The sequence below is a fragment of the Methanobrevibacter sp. genome (assembly GCF_030539555.1).
In the GTDB taxonomy this organism is placed as follows: domain Archaea; phylum Methanobacteriota; class Methanobacteria; order Methanobacteriales; family Methanobacteriaceae; genus Methanocatella.
Genome location: NZ_JAUNXX010000010.1, coordinates 1 through 16,464, shown reverse-complemented (window position 1 = coordinate 16,464; position 16,464 = coordinate 1). Strand labels below are relative to the sequence as shown.

Annotated in this window: 15 protein-coding genes; 3 read left to right on the top strand and 12 right to left on the bottom strand. The window is 37.6% G+C overall.

The annotated features are described in order from the left end of the window. Positions 1 to 15: 15 nt before the first annotated feature. From Q4Q55_RS03680 to Q4Q55_RS03645, 8 genes are all read right to left on the bottom strand, one after another. Positions 16 to 2,703, bottom strand: coding sequence for a CDP-glycerol glycerophosphotransferase family protein (locus tag Q4Q55_RS03680; protein WP_303371469.1), 2,688 nt, complete (start codon positions 2,701 to 2,703; stop codon positions 16 to 18). Positions 2,704 to 2,888: 185 nt separating this feature from the next. Continuing rightward, entirely contained in the window at positions 2,889 to 4,211 is a 1,323-nt protein-coding gene (locus Q4Q55_RS03675; protein ID WP_303371468.1) for a UDP-glucose/GDP-mannose dehydrogenase family protein, read from the bottom strand. A 52-nt stretch (positions 4,212 to 4,263) separates the two neighbouring features. Beyond that, the gene (locus tag Q4Q55_RS03670; protein WP_303371467.1) at positions 4,264 to 5,067 is read right to left on the bottom strand and encodes an acyltransferase; all 804 of its coding nucleotides are present in this window, start codon (positions 5,065 to 5,067) and stop codon (positions 4,264 to 4,266) included. A gap of 145 nt (positions 5,068 to 5,212) precedes the next feature. After that, the gene (locus Q4Q55_RS03665; protein WP_303371466.1) at positions 5,213 to 6,397 is read right to left on the bottom strand and encodes a coenzyme F420-0:L-glutamate ligase; all 1,185 of its coding nucleotides are present in this window, start codon (positions 6,395 to 6,397) and stop codon (positions 5,213 to 5,215) included. A gap of 200 nt (positions 6,398 to 6,597) precedes the next feature. Beyond that, positions 6,598 to 7,041 (bottom strand): hypothetical protein, encoded by a 444-nt coding sequence (locus tag Q4Q55_RS03660; RefSeq protein WP_303371465.1) that lies wholly within the window; start codon positions 7,039 to 7,041, stop codon positions 6,598 to 6,600. A gap of 4 nt (positions 7,042 to 7,045) precedes the next feature. Further along, complete coding sequence (locus Q4Q55_RS03655) at positions 7,046 to 7,483, bottom strand: hypothetical protein (protein WP_303371464.1); 438 nt, start codon at positions 7,481 to 7,483, stop codon at positions 7,046 to 7,048. Positions 7,484 to 7,505: 22 nt separating this feature from the next. Beyond that, a complete protein-coding gene (locus tag Q4Q55_RS03650) occupies positions 7,506 to 7,790 on the bottom strand; it encodes a hypothetical protein (RefSeq protein WP_303371463.1) in 285 nt (94 codons plus the stop codon). A 784-nt stretch (positions 7,791 to 8,574) separates the two neighbouring features. After that, positions 8,575 to 8,757, bottom strand: a complete 183-nt coding sequence (locus Q4Q55_RS03645; protein ID WP_303371462.1) for a hypothetical protein — start codon at positions 8,755 to 8,757, stop codon at positions 8,575 to 8,577. Positions 8,758 to 9,179: 422 nt separating this feature from the next. Here Q4Q55_RS03645 and Q4Q55_RS03640 point away from each other — a divergent pair, with 422 nt between their 5' ends. Beyond that, entirely contained in the window at positions 9,180 to 9,359 is a 180-nt protein-coding gene (locus Q4Q55_RS03640) for a hypothetical protein (protein WP_303371461.1), read from the top strand. An 8-nt stretch (positions 9,360 to 9,367) separates the two neighbouring features. On the opposite strand, the gene Q4Q55_RS03635 is transcribed toward Q4Q55_RS03640, so the two are convergent. Then, positions 9,368 to 10,783, bottom strand: coding sequence for a sodium:alanine symporter family protein (locus Q4Q55_RS03635; RefSeq protein WP_303371460.1), 1,416 nt, complete (start codon positions 10,781 to 10,783; stop codon positions 9,368 to 9,370). 333 nt (positions 10,784 to 11,116) lie between these two features. Here Q4Q55_RS03635 and Q4Q55_RS03630 point away from each other — a divergent pair, with 333 nt between their 5' ends. Continuing rightward, entirely contained in the window at positions 11,117 to 11,713 is a 597-nt protein-coding gene (locus Q4Q55_RS03630) for a hypothetical protein (RefSeq protein WP_303371459.1), read from the top strand. Between the two features lie 634 nt (positions 11,714 to 12,347). Next, positions 12,348 to 13,787 carry an ATP-binding protein gene (locus Q4Q55_RS03625; RefSeq protein ID WP_303371458.1) on the top strand — a complete coding sequence of 480 codons (1,440 nt, stop codon included), beginning with the start codon at positions 12,348 to 12,350 and terminating at the stop codon, positions 13,785 to 13,787. Positions 13,788 to 13,857: 70 nt separating this feature from the next. Here Q4Q55_RS03625 and galU read toward each other — a convergent pair whose 3' ends face one another. The 3 genes from galU to Q4Q55_RS03610 all read right to left on the bottom strand — a co-directional run. Continuing rightward, positions 13,858 to 14,697 (bottom strand): UTP--glucose-1-phosphate uridylyltransferase GalU, encoded by an 840-nt coding sequence (gene galU / locus Q4Q55_RS03620; RefSeq protein ID WP_303371457.1) that lies wholly within the window; start codon positions 14,695 to 14,697, stop codon positions 13,858 to 13,860. Positions 14,698 to 14,987: 290 nt separating this feature from the next. Beyond that, the gene (metK, locus tag Q4Q55_RS03615; protein ID WP_303371456.1) at positions 14,988 to 16,139 is read right to left on the bottom strand and encodes a methionine adenosyltransferase; all 1,152 of its coding nucleotides are present in this window, start codon (positions 16,137 to 16,139) and stop codon (positions 14,988 to 14,990) included. A gap of 4 nt (positions 16,140 to 16,143) precedes the next feature. Beyond that, positions 16,144 to 16,464 (bottom strand): adenosylhomocysteinase (locus Q4Q55_RS03610; RefSeq protein ID WP_303371455.1); only part of this gene is annotated, 321 nt, incomplete at its 5' end.

Here is a 16,464-nt window from a genome sequence, read left to right as displayed (position 1 = left end):
ATTGGAAAAAATAGTTTAATGGTTGAAATCAATGTTTTTTATTGCTTCATAAACCCTTCTTGAGTTTTCCCTGTCCCTGAATTTGAAGAACTCTTCAACACGTTTTCTGTAGACATCCTCCATCTCACAGCCGTTTGAAACATATCTCATGATTGCCTCTTTCACGTCATCATGTGTTTTTTCAACCGGTCCGAAACCCATTGTCTCATAGTCGAAATATCCGCTCTCCACGTCGAAATGGTAGTCTTTGCCGTATTGGTAATATATGAGAGGTTTTTCAAGGAATGCGAAATCGAAAAATACGCTTGAATAGTCTGTTACAAGCAGTGATGAGTGATTGAAGATTTCATTGTAGCTTCTGTCTATGAAACTTACCTTAGGATGCCTGTCAAAGAGATGGATATGCTTGTACAGGTTAGGGTGCGGCTTGAAAACCAGCTTGTATCCTTTTGATTCGATGAATTCGATTAATTCATCGTCGTTTAAAAGATTGTTGAATGCCCTGAAGAATGTGGTTCTTACAAAGTCCTCGTCCTCAAGGTCATTGTAATGTCTTCTCCAAGTAGGCATTACGATAACCTCCTTATTGTCTTCAAGAACTTCAAGATTATCGAATCTTGGAAAACCGAGTACCTGAATTGCCTCTTTCGGATATCCGTAAGGATTGTCGATGAATGATTGCCTTTCCATGTCTGAAACGCATACCACAAGGTCTATATTCTTGTCATATTTGTTGAGCCATGATGATGTGTCGTCTTTTGTAACTCCGTGCTGCAGGAACACTGTTTTTGACCTTACAAGGCCTGCAAGGTATTCGAAATTGCCCCAAAACGGATATATGATATTGTTGTCAGGGTTTGATGAGACGACTGCCTCTGCGAAAAGCGAATAGATCCTGTGTCTGATTGACCTGAAAGGAATGTCAAAGCCTATATCGGCTATCTTTTGATATTCGCTGCTCGGATTGCCCAGACCCAAAAGTCTTCTTATCTTGAACATCCTGGAACTTGACTGGTATTTGTTTGCCATTATCTCGACATCGTGAACTTCATAGTCGTGCTTTGAAATGGCGAAATACTTTTCAACGTCGCTTATGTTTTCCTCGACCATGTATCTGAATAGATGGAATGCATTGTCGTCTGCACTGTAAGGCAGGTCCATGAAAAGCCAGATATGCTTGTCCTTATAGAACGGATAATAGATGAAATACAATACCCTCAAAAGAAGTCCGGTTCTCCAGCCCGGCTCTCTTTGGCGTAAAATATTGATTGATGTTTTCATTTCATTTTTAAATGTATTTGCATAGTTTCTCCTCAAGACCAGAATATGGTCATCCCTATCACAGACCAGGTATTTCTCGGACAGCATGTATTTTGACACCTTGGAAAGCCTGGAGTTGTGGGTGTATTCCGGAATCAGCTGATGCTGGTCTATCTTGAAGGACACCTTCATGCCTTCCTCAAGAGGAATGAACACTTCAAAGTTATGGTTGAATCCGTAGTTGAAGTTCAGTGAATAGTTGTCCCTTTGAGGGAAATCTATCAGTGTGACCTGCATGGTTTTGGCGTCGTTGATTTTAACCTGAATGTTCGGCTCCATCGTGAAGGTTGTTAAATATCCCATGATGTATAGACTGTCGTTTTCGATTTGGCAGATGTCAATGTTTACCTTATCCAAATCCAGTTCCTGAATATGATTACATCCGTCATTTCCTATGTCTGTTTTATCAGCCAGATATCTTACATTGTGCTTTTTTAAAAGCAGTATATGTGATTTCAATGTTCCTGGAATTGACTTTTGAAAAATCACAACATCGCTTTCTATATATGAGAGTATCTTAATCAGCTTGGCATAAAGCTCTACCAGTTCCTCCCTGTTCAGGATATGGCCTACTCGCCTGATTTCGAAAATCCACTGCAAATCGTACATCAGCACATGCTGTATGAATTTTGGAACCTTTTCGTATTTCTGGATGGCGTACTCTATAAGCGCCAAAAAGTAGTTGTCCACACGTGATGTGTAGTAGGACTTCCTGTGAGTGGACGAACCGATCAGTGATTTCTGATTGTCATGTTTTCTGTAATAATATGCACAGCCGTCCAAAAGCCCGATATTCGGATTGTCCAGAAGCATCTGGTTGATAAGAAGGGGATCTTCTGAAACCCTCAGATCCTCATTGAACTTGTAGTTTTTAAGCTTTGAAAATCTGAAGAATGCTGAGGGTCCTGAAAGCTGAACGTATTCCGGCTTTTCAAACAGGTTGACAACCTGGGTTTTTGTGTATTTGTAGTTTAGGGAATGTTCACCCTTTCTGGCTCCGAAATAATAAATAGGCATGGAAACAATGTCGATTTCATCATGCTTTTTGAACAGGTCCAGTGCTTTGCTGAAAGCGTATTCGGTGATGAAATCATCACTGTCTAAAAAATTAACGAATTCCCCCTGAACATGACCTAATCCACGGTTTCTTGAATATGCCGGACCATGATTTTCGGGGTTTCTTAAAACGAAAATGTTTTCGGGGTATTTGTCCTGATAATAGTATGCGATATCGGGAGTGTGGTCATCGCTTGCATCATCAATGACAATAATCTGGATATTCCTTTTAAAGTCAAGGCTCTGGTTGATGATTGACTCGATAGCAAGTGAAAGATAGTTTTCACTATTGTATGCAGTCATCACGACAGAAAATCTAAAAGCCAAATTATTACCCTCCTTGTAACTATATAGTTAAACATATTATATAAACAATGTGATTATGTTTTTAAAATTAAATGAGTGACTTTAAGTGACTTATATATTAAAAAAAGGAAAAATAATGTGAAATTTTGAAAATTTTAAAAGATTTTCCTTTTCACAATATCATTTAAGATAACATATGTTAAACATTAACATCCGATTTGATAGAGTGTAAATCCGTAGTCCCTGATTTTATTGTCGTAGATGTTTCTTCCGTCAAATATCACAGGCTGATTCAAGTTCTGATTTAAAAGCTCCCAGTCAGGAGTTCTGAACTCTTTCCATTCAGTAATCAGTATCAACGCATCAGCACCTTCTGTTGCCTGATAACGGTTAGTTGTAAATTCTATGGATTTGAGGTATTCATCGCCGATTGAACGTTTGAATTCATCCACTGCCTGAGCATCATATGCCTTGATTTTGGCTCCTCTTCTGATTAGTTCAGATGCCACAACAAGGGATGTGGCCTCCCTTACATCATCAGTTCCCGGTTTGAATGCAAGTCCCCATATTGTGAATGTCAATCCTGTGAGGTCCTCTCCGAAATGGCTTACGACCTTGTTGGCCAGAACCATTTTCTGCCTTTTGTTTACGGTTTCGACATGAGTCAGTATTTCAGGTTCGTAGCCGTGAGTCTGTGCAGTATTGATCAGGGCCTGCACGTCCTTTGGAAAACAGCTTCCCCCATATCCGCATCCGGCATAGATGAAATGGTATCCTATCCTTTTATCCGATCCGATTCCAAGCCTGACCTTTTGAACGTCAGCTCCTGTAGCTTCACAGATGTTTGCAATCTCGTTCATGAATGAAATTTTGGTTGCAAGCATGGCATTTGCAACGTACTTTGTCATTTCAGATGATTTAACGTCCATCAGGACGAACCTGTCGTGGTTGATTACGAACGGAGAATACAGATATTTAAGTGTTTCGAAGACTTCTTCTGATTCTGCGCCTAAAACCACCCTGTCCGGACTTAGGCAATCCTGAATTGCCTTGCCCTCTTTTAAAAATTCAGGATTTGAGGCTATCTGGATTTTGATGTCACATCCACGTTCCTCAAGTATCCGGTTGATGTGGTCTTTAACCCTGAAGCCTGTTCCGATTGGAACTGTTGACTTGATGACAACAAGAGAGTCCTTTGTGATGTTGTTTGCTATATCTGATGCCGCTGAAAAGATATAGTCAAGGTTTGCACTTCCGTCTTCAGCCATTGGAGTTCCAACGGCGATGAAAATGATGTTTGTATCATCCAAAGCCTCTTTGATGTCTGTTGTGAAAATCAAATCGCCTTTTTCCTGACCTGTCATTACCAGTGTGTCAAGGTTAGGTTCAAAAATCGGCAGAATTCCTTTTTTAAGCCCTTCGATTTTGGCTTCATCGATATCCACACAGTATACCTTGTTTCCCATCTTTGAAAAGCAGGCTCCTGTGACAAGTCCCACATAACCTGTTCCTATAACTGTAATGTTCATAATAATCCTCCAGAAATAAATTGTAAATTAAGTAAATTTGAATAAGTAGTTTTTAAAAGAATCCGGCAAAACGGTTTTTCTTTTCAATGAAAAATTTTTCGATAATGTAGTCAAGGGCGTCATCAGCATCCAACTTCAGGAGATTCTCATCCAGCTCATTGAAATCCAGCGTAGTGTCATCAACGCTGAAAGTGAAAAGGTCGTTGTTGTACTCTTCCATCTTTTCAATTTCCTCTTCACCCCACCCCTGGGTTGAATGAGGAATCCAGAATGTGTTTTCCTTTGTCAGTCTGGCGGGATTTCCTGCAAAAGTGACATTGGATTGAACAAGCTTGTTTGAGAGAACCGAACCTGCTCCGATAACCGAACCGGAATGGATTTGGGTTCCCTTGAGGACGAATACGTTCTGGCCGAACCATACATGGTCGCCTATGAAAATGCTTTTTGCGTAGTTCATTCTCTTTTTGGACTCTGTCGAGTAAATCCCATGCCCGTCCGAGGTTCTGATAACCACATTATATGAAAACAGACAGTCCCTTCCTATGACAATGTTTTTGGATTCCGATGCTATGATGAAAGTTGTCCCGTTGAAGTAGTTGTTCTTTCCTATGTAACAGGCACTGTCCTTGTTGAGCGAAATCGTTACATTGTATGGATGGGAGTTGCTTGATAAGTATAAGACTGAATTGTCCTGGTGAAAATCAATCCTGGAGTTGTTTAAGGTCACTCCTTCCTCACAGACCAGAATGTTGTTCTCGCCGTGAACAAAAATGTTTGAGTTGATTAATTTCGGAACCTCTCCGATGAATGTGATTTCTTCATTGTCCTGAAGTTCCTCTCCAGTAGTTATTTGCATATTTTCACCTTGCTGATATTTTTATACTGCTTAACTAATAAACATTTTTCTAAAATGCTGATTATCCATTGGAAAATTCCGAATGAATTTCGTGAATCGAAAAATTTAAAAAAAAAGTGAATTTGTGATGGTTGGTTAATGTAATTCAGTCGTCTGCCAAATTGTCGAAGTATCCCTGAATGAATATGACCGGTGTTCCCTTATCTCCGGAACCGCTTGTGAGGTCACACAGTGAACCTATGAGGTCTGTCAGTACCCTTGGGGTGGTTCCTTCGGTAATCATCTGACCGGTGAGGTTTTCATCCTTGCATCTGATTTCTTCCTTGATTGCTTCTTTCAGCTCGTCGCCTTTCAAGTCGGCGAACTTGTTGTCTGAAACGTATTTAAGCTTGATTTCGTTAGGATATCCTATAAGTCCGTCGGTGTGTGCCGGTGATACTACAGGGTCAGCAAGTTCCCAGATCTTTCCGACAGGATCCTTGAATGCGCCGTCACCATACACCATCACTTCAATCTGTTTTCCGGTTTTTTCAATCAGCCTTTTTTGAACTTCACGGACAAGTGTGTCTCCGGTTTTTGGGAAGAGTTTCAGTTTTTCCTCGGTTGCCTTGTTTGAACCTAAAAGACCATAGTCAGGGTTGCATCCGGACCCGTCGATAGGTTCGGTTAAAACCTGGTGCAGCCCGTATACGTTGGCACCTAAGCTTTCAAGCAGTTTTGTTGTCTTGAATCTTGTGTGGATGTCACAGGTGAGAACATCTTTGGTGTAGTCAAGGATTGTTTTCACGTCATTTGAAAATACGAATTCGACTTCACAGTCCTCGCTTTCGATGAGTTCACGGTAAAAGTCGACCATGTTGATTCCGGTGAACGGGTGAATCCATGAGCCGAAGGTTTCTGCATATTCCACTTCGGAAATTACGCTTCCCAGATTATATTCGCTTTTCTCCAATGTGTCCTCATCAAGAATTCCGTTTCCAACCTCATCAGCCGGAAAAGAGCTTAAAAGTGTAATTTTATCCATTGCTCTGGCAATACCCTTGAGGATGATTGAAAACCTGTTTCTGCTTAAGATAGGGTTAACTACCCCGATGTCCTTTGACGGGAACTTCTTGGTTAAATCTTCTGCCACATCATCCACGGTGACATAGTTTCCCTCTGAAATTCCGACAACCGCCTCAGTGATTGCGACAATGTCCTTGTCATTAAACTCGAATCCTTCAGCTTCCTTTGCATTCATCAATGAATCCACAACAATTGTGGCCAAATCGTCATTTTCCTTAATAATAGGTGTCCTTATTCCACGCACTACTGTGCCAACACATCTCATTTTATGTTCTCCCAATCTTGATGTTTTTAGCAAAAACTTCTAAAAACCCATTAATTTTATATTGTTCAAATTATTTAAAAGTTGAGATTTTAGTGATTTTTGGAACTGTCAAAAAGAGATGTGGATAATATGATGAAATATTAATTGAAAAATTTTCATTATGAGTATTATTTAGCATTGTGAAAATTTAATTAAACATGTTAATTAAATTTCAATAGGTTTACAATGAATATTGCATTTTGAATTGCATCAGTAACTTCAATTTCTTCAAATATTGAAGTTTCATCATAATCTGCATCAACACGATTGTTGAACAAATCTTCCAGTTTAGAAGAAGCGCTGAAAAATTCACGTTTCAAGGATTTTTGATCTTTGGCCACCTTCCTCAGTTCTTTAAAAACCTGAACATGTTCACTTAACCCACCAATATTCCGCATTTTACCTGTTTCATAATTAAATTCACGAGTTTTGAAGTTATGATTAATCTCTAGCCAAGATTTTGCATGGTGAAAAGCAGAATAATAAACCCTACTTACAATAGTTTTATAGAGACATTGATATTTACTATTAACTAAAATGTCTTTATTATCCCACAAACTTTGACAAAAGGGTATCAAGTAATCGAAATCAAATGAATCATCCATATTATCACCTGCATAATATAATGGACAAATCATCTAAAATGAACCCTATTTTCTCAGAATCTGCAAAATCAGTTACCTCCTTAAAAATATCATCCCAATATTGATTTAATTCTTTAGAAGAAACATTATTTGGTACTTTAATCCTAAAAGAGGGATTGAAACCTAAATGAACATTTTCATGGAATTTAATTTCGCTTAAACCATAATTTGGAATAATCCTTTTAAGAAATTTTTCTATAGATTTTATAGCATCTTCATACATAAAATCATATTTGTTATTCGGGAAGCTTTTTAGTAAAGTAATATCAACAATATTTGAATCTGATTGAACAATGGAATATGGATATTCAGTTCTACTCTTTTCTAAAAATGGATTTACAACATTTTCATGAAAATCATTAACATTTTTTTGTATTGGCATGGTTGTTTCGTTAAAATTCATGAAATTACCTCTTAATCATAATTTAAAATATTTTTTTAATCTTGTCAAATGAATTTGGATTATTTAAATCTACAAGAACCTCATTATTTTTTTGTTCCTTATCATTCCTATAATTAAATGAAATTATCTCTTTTTTATTTTCATCATCTTTATCAGATATCAAAAAAGCCAGACTAATTACAGAAACTTCACCCCCAAAGGCTTCTTTAATGGAATTCAAAAAGTTTTCATCAATTTTTTCAGAGATGTCAAAATCCTTTTTGATGAATTGAATTGGTAAAATTTCTTGTTCTTTATTATTTTCCATAAATATCAATCTCCAACAGTCATTTAATTCATATTAAAACAATTAAGAAATATTTGCAGAGTTATTCGAAAGACTGAATAACACCACCCTATTATCTCTTTACAGACATTTGAATCTCCATCCTATAGAGGAAGGGGATTTGCAAACCAAAAAAATATAGTTTTTTTGGAAATTTTATTGTGCCGTCGTCGCCACAGTTCATGCAATTTCAAGTGTTAATGTTTTTTCTTTTTTCCAACTTGATTATCGTTGAAAAAAAAGTTTTATTAAACTTTAATGCCATTTATTATTTTTAGTTATTGTTACTATTTAAAGTTCGCAACAAACGAACAAAAATTCACATTGAATAAATACTTTTCCTTTAATTTCAAAACAATATTATGAATTCAAAGCAATTTTACAATGTTAAAGCAATTTTTAGATGATTAAACATATAAATGAAACGTATGTTATGCCCAAAATATTCGCAAGGATAATCTCGAAAACATAACTTAAACACTTCTTTTCTTTTTTGATAATGATGTGAAAAAGTAAGTGATTATAAGAAATGATTTTTTGCCCCAGGTTCACGGGCATGGTCAAAATTGGATGAAAAAAGCGATTTTGAAAATTGAATAAGGACAAATTTACATCAGCAAATTTTGACACGTCCCCATCCAAATAATCACTTTTGATGTTTTTATGAAGGAAAAGAGCATCTTCAATGGGAACCTCCTCAATATTTGAGAACCCAAATCGAAAAGTTGAAAATTTAGTGCCGCATCCAACTTGAAATGGTCCAAGATTAATTTTCGCCATCCTCAAAATTGAAGACCTCATCATATTCAATATCTTCTCCAATCAACCTTAAAAAATTGTACATCATGTCTTTACCGGAAGGCATGTGTGGATCCAGTTCCCACTTGCGAAGAACTCTCCATTCTTCGGGAGAAAAATATTTTCTATATGCCGTGTATTCCGCAATCATTTTCGATACCTCACATTTGTCAATCTTAAATTTTCAATATTCATGTCGTTAATATGTTCTGACAGTTTTTCACCATAGAACTTTTCTAATCATGAAGCAATATTAATTCTAAAACCATATAAGATTTTATTTTCAAAATAAATAGAAAATCATTAAATAAATGGTTTTTTAAGGGCAATTTATTAAGTTAATGTGGAAATAACCGCACCACTACAAAATTATTTATTCGACCTAATATTTAAATTAGTCAGTTATTTTTCAAAGCAATTTTACAAAGTCAGACAACTTTTTATTTAAAATGAATTTAAACAACAAAAATAAGTTTGATTATAAATTAAGATAATAAAATATATTTATTTTCATTATAAAAATAGGATAAACATTTCCACTATTGAAAAAAAAGAACAAAAAAAGCAGATGATATGAATCATCTACTTGACTGTAACGGTTGTTTTACTGTGCCCTTGGCGAAGGTTGCGGCTGCAACATACTTTTTGACTTTCTTGAGCTTTTTGATGACATTTCTGCCCAATGTCTTTTGGGCAATATCCTTTGCATTAATCTACAAACACCAAATATTACCAAAAGCCCCAACAAATTGACAGTCCATTCATTTCCACCAGTCGAGCTCCTCAAGGTTGAGGCCTATTGAAGCAGCCTCAAATACAGGGTCTTTTCCTTCCCTTTTCTGACGTTCATAGTCCTTAAGACAGTCAATTGCTGATTTTCCCAAAATCATACATGTAGGCAGGTTGATTAGGGTCATACCGCCCATTGCAATATCGGCAGCAGCCCATGCCGCATCCATCGGAATTATTGCGCCTGTAAATATTATGACCACGGCACAGATGTAGAAGATGTTCATGAATCTTTTTGATGGCTTTTTGCGGTTGTTCATGAAAGCCAGAGCATTGTCCACATAGTAGAGATTTCCAAGAAGGGTTGTGAATGCAAAAAGCACCATTGCAACCGTGATGAATACCGGTCCGGCAGTACCGAAAACTGTTGAAATCGCATTCTGCACATAAGGCGCTCCAGAAACTGTCGCATCCCTTGCAACACCTGTTGAAAGACACATGAGAGCGGTTGCAGTACACAAAAGAAGGGTGTCGATGTAAACTGACAGTGTCTGAACAAGACCCTGCTTTGCAGGGTGTGTGACTTCCGCTGATGCTGAAGCGTTAGGAGCAGAACCCACTCCGGCCTCGTTTGAGAAAAGTCCACGTTTAATACCGTATACAAGACATGACCCCAGAACCCCTCCGGCAATGGACTTGAAGTCGAAGGCGTCCTGGAAAATCAGAGCAAACATTGACGGAATGTTTGAATAATTGAAAAGAATAACAATCAAAGCGACAATGACATATGACACACCCATAAGAGGCACAACTGTACTTGTAACCTTGACTATTCTTTTTCCCCCTCCCAAAAGGCAGTATCCTGTTATGGCTGCAAGAATCAGACCTATTATGAGCGGAGTGGTTGACGGATGATAGAATGAGTACTCCATGAATGTTGACTGGAGATTATATGAACACAAGAGATTGAATCCCACAGCATATGTTGCAATCAGGAAAATGCAGAACAGAATCGCAATCTTGTGGGAGTGAAGAGCCTCCTCGATATAATATGCCGGTCCACCATAGAACTGGCCGTTTTCATCCCTGCGCTTGTAGATTTGAGCCAGAGTACTTTCCATGAATGCAGAAGATGCACCTATGATACACATAATCCACATCCAGAAGCATGCGCCGGGGCCTCCAAGACAGATTGCTGTTGAAACTCCGATGATGTTTCCGGTTCCGACCCTTGAAGCGGTCGATACAAGCATTGCCTGAAGTGACGATACCGAATTGTCATCACCGGAAGGTTCCAGAAGAAGCCTTACGGATTCCGGAAAGAGCCTTATCTGGACTCCCCTTGTTCGGACTGTAAAATAAATTCCTGCCGCTGCCATCACTATAATGAGAACAGGAAAGTACATGAAATCATCAATTTGAGTCAATATGCTTAGCAGGTCAATCATAACTGCACCACTTCTTTGAAATCTGTTTTATATAGCCATATTTGTAATTTGTTGTATAATAAGTTATTGAATTATTAATTTTATAATCATTGTCAAGAAAAATCAGGTATTTTTTGGATAAAACAGTAATTTTTATGGTGAAAATCATAATTTCATGTATTTAATTTGGAGCAATATTTTCCAAAAACTGTATTCACCAGGACATAAATTAATTGCTTTAACTGACTTATATATTGACTTTAACAAAAATATCCCCAGAATAATTTAAATCATTGCTCAGAAGACATCATCTTTGCAATATTATTTACTGTTAATAGCAAGGGAGGTTATCCAATGGTTTCAAAAGAAATTGAAAATATAGCAAAAAAGAGAAAAAACATCTCCGAGGAATTCTTCAAGGCAAAACCCGAAAGAGAAAGTGCTCTAAGCACCGCTAAAAACAGCAGAAACAACAAGAACCTGCCCAACATGGACATTCCAGAGGAAATGAAAAATGAGCTTAAGGAGTTTTATATAGGAAAAATCGGTGAGGACAACATCAAAAATTCCCCGGACTACGACACCGACCTGATTAGAATCCATGATCTCGGCACAATCAAGGACTTGAATTTCCAGGACAGTTTCATCAAGGTTTTCATCATTTCATTGTTTGTAATGTTTTTCTTCTATTTCCTCTTCGGAATTCTTGGCGTCTTGTTTGGAGGAATTATAAGTTTGTTCGCCCTTCTTATGGCATGGGTTGTTCCGTTGCTGGCCCTTTGGATATTCTACTCAGACTACAGGGATGAGGAAAAATACATCAAAAACTCAGCCAAAAAAAGCGAAAGCGAAAAGCAGAAAGTCTCAAGGGTCAAATACGCACCTGTCGTATCATTCCTGATACTGGTGTTATGCAACGCCATTTCCGGAATGTTTCTTATGGGAATGTGAAAATCACCTTCGCTTAAGCACTCGAATGACTTAAATGATAATTTCAATGCCCCGGACGAGGATTTCATAGCAGATTGCATCATATGCTGCATGCCAGTGAGGAGAATTGAAAATTATCAATTATTTTTTTGAACTCCTCTTTCACATAACACCATCAGATTTATCTTTTTCCATTTTTTGAGAACTTGTTGAAGTTTTAGATGTTGCTCTATAGCCCCACAATCATCAACATCAATTCCATTCAACCGAAAATTATTACCAATACTCAACCCGTCATCACATATACACACATCTAAGGTATTAATATTATACATTACTTGTTTTAAACCATCTGCCCATATTCTTGAATCATGTCCATTTGCATTTCACAAGTTGAAATCAATTTTGAGATTTGTAAATCGTTTAATTTAAATATTGGAAATTGTAGAGTATCAGTACGATTATTTGAATGAATTTTATTATTAATTTTATTATTGGTGAAATTTAACAGATGAAAATTGTATAATAAATACGATTTACATAACCATTTATATATGCTATGTATTGTACTACATAACTATTTATATATTAATTATGTATTAAAATACATAATATTATATAAATAAAAATCAAAAACATAATATGAGGGAAAATCATGCCATCCAAACAGGAACTGATTGACTACATTCATGCAAAACAAAGGGAAACAAGAATATTATCATCCAACCATTTGGAAGAAATTGACAATGAACGCTTGAAATACATAACACTTAAAAAACATTGCAATAATTTTTTGGATGCTGAATCAGAGTACTATGATCGTTTTATAATGATGTCCGGTTTGAGAGGAGTAGGCAAAACAACAATATTATATCAGTTATACAATCATCTGACAAAACAGAAAAACATCCCTGAAGACAACATATTCTACCTGGACGTGCATGATTTAAAAAGCGTGTATGATGTGGGCATCAAGGAAGTATTTGATTTGTATTTGGAGGATATTCACCAAACAATTCCTGCAGGACTGAATAAAAAAATCTTCTTTTTTGTTGATGAATCACAATTGGATGAAAACTGGGCAAATTATGCAAGACTGCTCTTTAATGAAACATTCAACATCTTCATGATTTTTACAGGTTCATCAGCACTGGGGCTGGAAGTTAATGTTGATGCATCAAGGAGAATTGAAAAAGAGCAGTTACTGCCATGCAGTTTTCAGGAATACCTTCTTTTAAAACACAACGTCAACTTAACAAAAAACAATTTCAGGGATTTGATTTTAAAATTAAACCCCACTACTGTTGATGAGGCAAAGGATTGTGAAAACATCATCAAAAAGGATTTAATTCAATTGGATAATGATCCGGAATTGGAATTTAAAAAATACCTCCATTCACAAAGCTTTCCATATGCACTAAACATTTCAGAAATTTCAACTCATAGGCGGACAAATGATATGGTGGAGAGAATTGTCCAGGAGGATTTGAAACATTTTGCATCATTCAAAAAGGATACCAATGCAAGCATTTTAAGATTAATCTCATATTTGGCTACCAAAAAGCCAGGAACCACATCCTCCTCATCACTGGCTCAAAGTCTTAATCTTAATGTCCGAACCGTCGACAGTATTTTGGAAGCATTGGAAAAATCTCAGCTAATATTCAGCATCAGCGCATATGGGCCTGCAGGTAAAATACTTAACAAACCAAAACATCATTTCTTTTTATCGCCTTCCATAAAATCAGCGTTAAATTACCGTGTAGGACGATATGACTTGAATCATGAGAAATGTTATTCCGTGCTTGTTGAAAATATGGTTGCATCCACCTTAAACAGATTGTCCTATGAATCCCCACACTCATTGGGTTTATTCTACGACTCCAACAAGAAAGGTGTTGACTTCATCATTAAAAACTTGGATGAAACCATACCTATTGAAGTTGGTATCGGCAAAAAAACCAAAAGCCAACTTACAAGAGCAAAAAGCAAATATGGTGCAGATTATGGAATATTGGTTTCCAACAGGACATCCAAAATAGAATTCAAGAGGAATATTCTATATATCCCTGTTTTAACATTTGCTTTGATGTAAAATCTGTTATGGTCATGCACAAGTGCAAGCGGGAAAATTAATTAGTTTAGTTTAAATAAATCATTCCAGATTAACCGATGAAGGTTTTCATGTATTGGATAAGCTCATCCCTCTCATCAGTTTCAAGACCGAACTCGATTGATGCCTTAAGCCAGTCAAAACGGTTTGCAATGTTGAAAGTCTTTCCATCAAAGACAGTACCGTAGACCTCATCAAGCTTTGAAATCGCATCGGTAAGCTGGATTTCATTGTTGAGACCGGGCTCGGTTTCTCTGATTTTATCAAAAATGTCTGATGTCAGGACGTATCTTCCAACAATTGCAAGGCATTTTCTGTTTTCATTTTGAGGCTTTTCAACCAGTTGGGTGATTTTGTAGATGTTGTCTTCAACCGGACTTGCTTTCACCACACCATACTTGTTCTGTCTTGTGTTTGGAATTGTCTTCAGTGAAATGACTGATTTCTGGTATTTGTTGAATATTTCCATCAATTGCCTGGTGCAGGGCGTTTTTGACTTTGCGATGGTGTCTCCCAAAAGAACTGCAAAAGGCTCATCGCCGATATGCCTTTCCGCCCGAAGTATCGCATCGCCCAGACCCACCTGTTCTTTTTGCCTGACGTAGCATACATCAGCAAGGTCAGTGATTTTTCTCACCTGCTTTAGGATCCTGTCCTTTCCCGCCTTCTGCAGGGTCTGCTCAAGCTCATATGACTTGTCGAAATGGTCTTCGATGGATCTCTTGTTTCTGCCCGTGATGATAAGAATATCGTCAATTCCTGATGCAACCGCCTCTTCCATTGCATACTGGATAATCGGCTTGTCATAGACGGGAAGCATTTCTTTAGGTTGTGATTTGGTTGCAGGAAGGAACCTTGTTCCGAAACCTGCTGCCGGGATAACTGCTTTCATGATTAATTATTTGAAACTGGTAGGATATATAATGTGGCATCAGCTGATGGATGATCTTAATAATTTGATATTGATGAGAACATAATAAACTATATCCCGATTCCAAAATTCTTTCAAGCATATCCAATTTTCGAGAGATATTTTAACTACTTGGTGAGTTAAATGCGAATATAATTTATCAACAATTTAATTAGGATTAAGTACAAAATTAAAACAAAACTCTTAAATTATAGCATATAGATTAAACCGGACAAAAAATAAAAAAAGAGTTGAAACTTCAGGTGAAGTTTCTATTTGATGTATTTTTTTAAGTCTTCAGCCTTGTCGGTTGACTCCCATGGAAGACCTTCAATACCGAAGTGCCCACACTTGGCGGTCTGTTTGTAAATCGGATGTCTCAAGTCAAGAGTTTCAATGATTCCATCAGGAGTTAAGCTGAAATTGTCACGCACTATTTTTTCGAAGTCAAGGTCTGCCACGCCAGTGCCCTTTGTATCAACCATTACTGAAGTCGGATCTGCAACTCCAATGGCATAGGACAGCTGTATTTCACATTTTTCTGCAAGTCCTGCTGCAACGATGTTTTTTGCAATGTGTCTTGCCATGTAGCATGCGCTTCTGTCAACTTTGGTGCAGTCTTTTCCTGAAAATGCACCACCACCGTGCCTTGCATAACCTCCGTATGTGTCAACGATGATTTTACGGCCGGTCAGACCTGCATCTCCGTGAGGACCCCCGATTTCAAACTTGCCTGTCGGATTGATGTGGATTTTGGTATTTTCTGTAATCAGATTCTGAGGAATGACTTCATTGATGAGTTTTTCTCGGATATCCTTGTGCAACTGTTCCTGATTGTCTGATACTGACTCGTCATGCTGGGTGGACACCACAATCGCTTCAAGATATTCAACATTACCCTCATCATCATAGTGAACTGATACCTGTGCCTTGCCGTCAGGTCTTAAGTATGGAATCACACAGGATTCTCTAAGTTCTGTTAATTTGTTTGTAAGCTTTCTTGCAAGGTAAATCGGATAAGGCATTAATGTATCTGTCTCATTGGTTGCAAAACCGAACATCATACCCTGGTCGCCAGCTCCGGTTTCCTCACCGTCAACACCCTGTTTGATGTCGGGAGACTGTGAGTGGAGTTTGGATATGACTTCACAGTTGGCGCCATCGAATTTCAGGGCCGGGTTATCATAACCGATTTCCTTGATTGTGTCCCTAATGATTTTTTCGATTTCTTCTGTAGTGATTATGGCTTCAGAGGTTACCTCCCCAAACACCATACAGTAATCTGTAGTCACACATGTCTCGCATGCAACGTGTGCAAACGGATCCCTTTTCATATAGGCGTCAAGTATTGCATCTGAGATGATGTCTGCAACCTTGTCCGGATGTCCTTGTGTTACTGATTCAGATGTGAATGTTCTTGCCATAGTATCATGTTCCTTCCTGCCAGTTCGCCATATAGGCTTTCTGTTTATCAGTTAAAGAATCGATTTCGATTCCCATTGCATCCAGTTTCATGGAAGCTACTGTGTAGTCGATTTCATCAGGTGCCTTGGTAACGCCTACTGGAAGGTCATTTTCCAAGATGTATTTTGCAGACAGTGCTTGCACGGCAAAGCTCATGTCCATGATTTCAGCAGGGTGTCCCTGTCCACGTGCGGCTGAAAGGTTGACTAGTCTACCGTCAGCTAAAAGATAGATTTTTCTTCCGTCTTTTGTGGTGAACTCTTCTATGCTTTCTCTTACTTCTTT

Excerpts from the sequence above, each read along its gene's own strand:
- Q4Q55_RS03675 (WP_303371468.1), bottom strand. The coding sequence starts at position 4,211 with ATGAACATTACAGTTATAGGAACAGGTTATGTGGGACTTGTCACAGGA.
- Q4Q55_RS03670 (WP_303371467.1), bottom strand. The coding sequence starts at position 5,067 with ATGCAAATAACTACTGGAGAGGAACTTCAGGACAATGAAGAAATCACA.
- Q4Q55_RS03665 (WP_303371466.1), bottom strand. The coding sequence starts at position 6,397 with ATGAGATGTGTTGGCACAGTAGTGCGTGGAATAAGGACACCTATTATT.
- Q4Q55_RS03660 (WP_303371465.1), bottom strand. The coding sequence starts at position 7,041 with ATGGATGATTCATTTGATTTCGATTACTTGATACCCTTTTGTCAAAGT.
- Q4Q55_RS03655 (WP_303371464.1), bottom strand. The coding sequence starts at position 7,483 with ATGAATTTTAACGAAACAACCATGCCAATACAAAAAAATGTTAATGAT.
- Q4Q55_RS03650 (WP_303371463.1), bottom strand. The coding sequence starts at position 7,790 with ATGGAAAATAATAAAGAACAAGAAATTTTACCAATTCAATTCATCAAA.
- Q4Q55_RS03645 (WP_303371462.1), bottom strand. The coding sequence starts at position 8,757 with ATGATTGCGGAATACACGGCATATAGAAAATATTTTTCTCCCGAAGAA.
- Q4Q55_RS03640 (WP_303371461.1), top strand. The coding sequence starts at position 9,180 with ATGAATCATCTACTTGACTGTAACGGTTGTTTTACTGTGCCCTTGGCG.
- Q4Q55_RS03635 (WP_303371460.1), bottom strand. The coding sequence starts at position 10,783 with ATGATTGACCTGCTAAGCATATTGACTCAAATTGATGATTTCATGTAC.
- Q4Q55_RS03630 (WP_303371459.1), top strand. The coding sequence starts at position 11,117 with ATGGTTTCAAAAGAAATTGAAAATATAGCAAAAAAGAGAAAAAACATC.
- Q4Q55_RS03625 (WP_303371458.1), top strand. The coding sequence starts at position 12,348 with ATGCCATCCAAACAGGAACTGATTGACTACATTCATGCAAAACAAAGG.
- galU (WP_303371457.1), bottom strand. The coding sequence starts at position 14,697 with ATGAAAGCAGTTATCCCGGCAGCAGGTTTCGGAACAAGGTTCCTTCCT.
- metK (WP_303371456.1), bottom strand. The coding sequence starts at position 16,139 with ATGGCAAGAACATTCACATCTGAATCAGTAACACAAGGACATCCGGAC.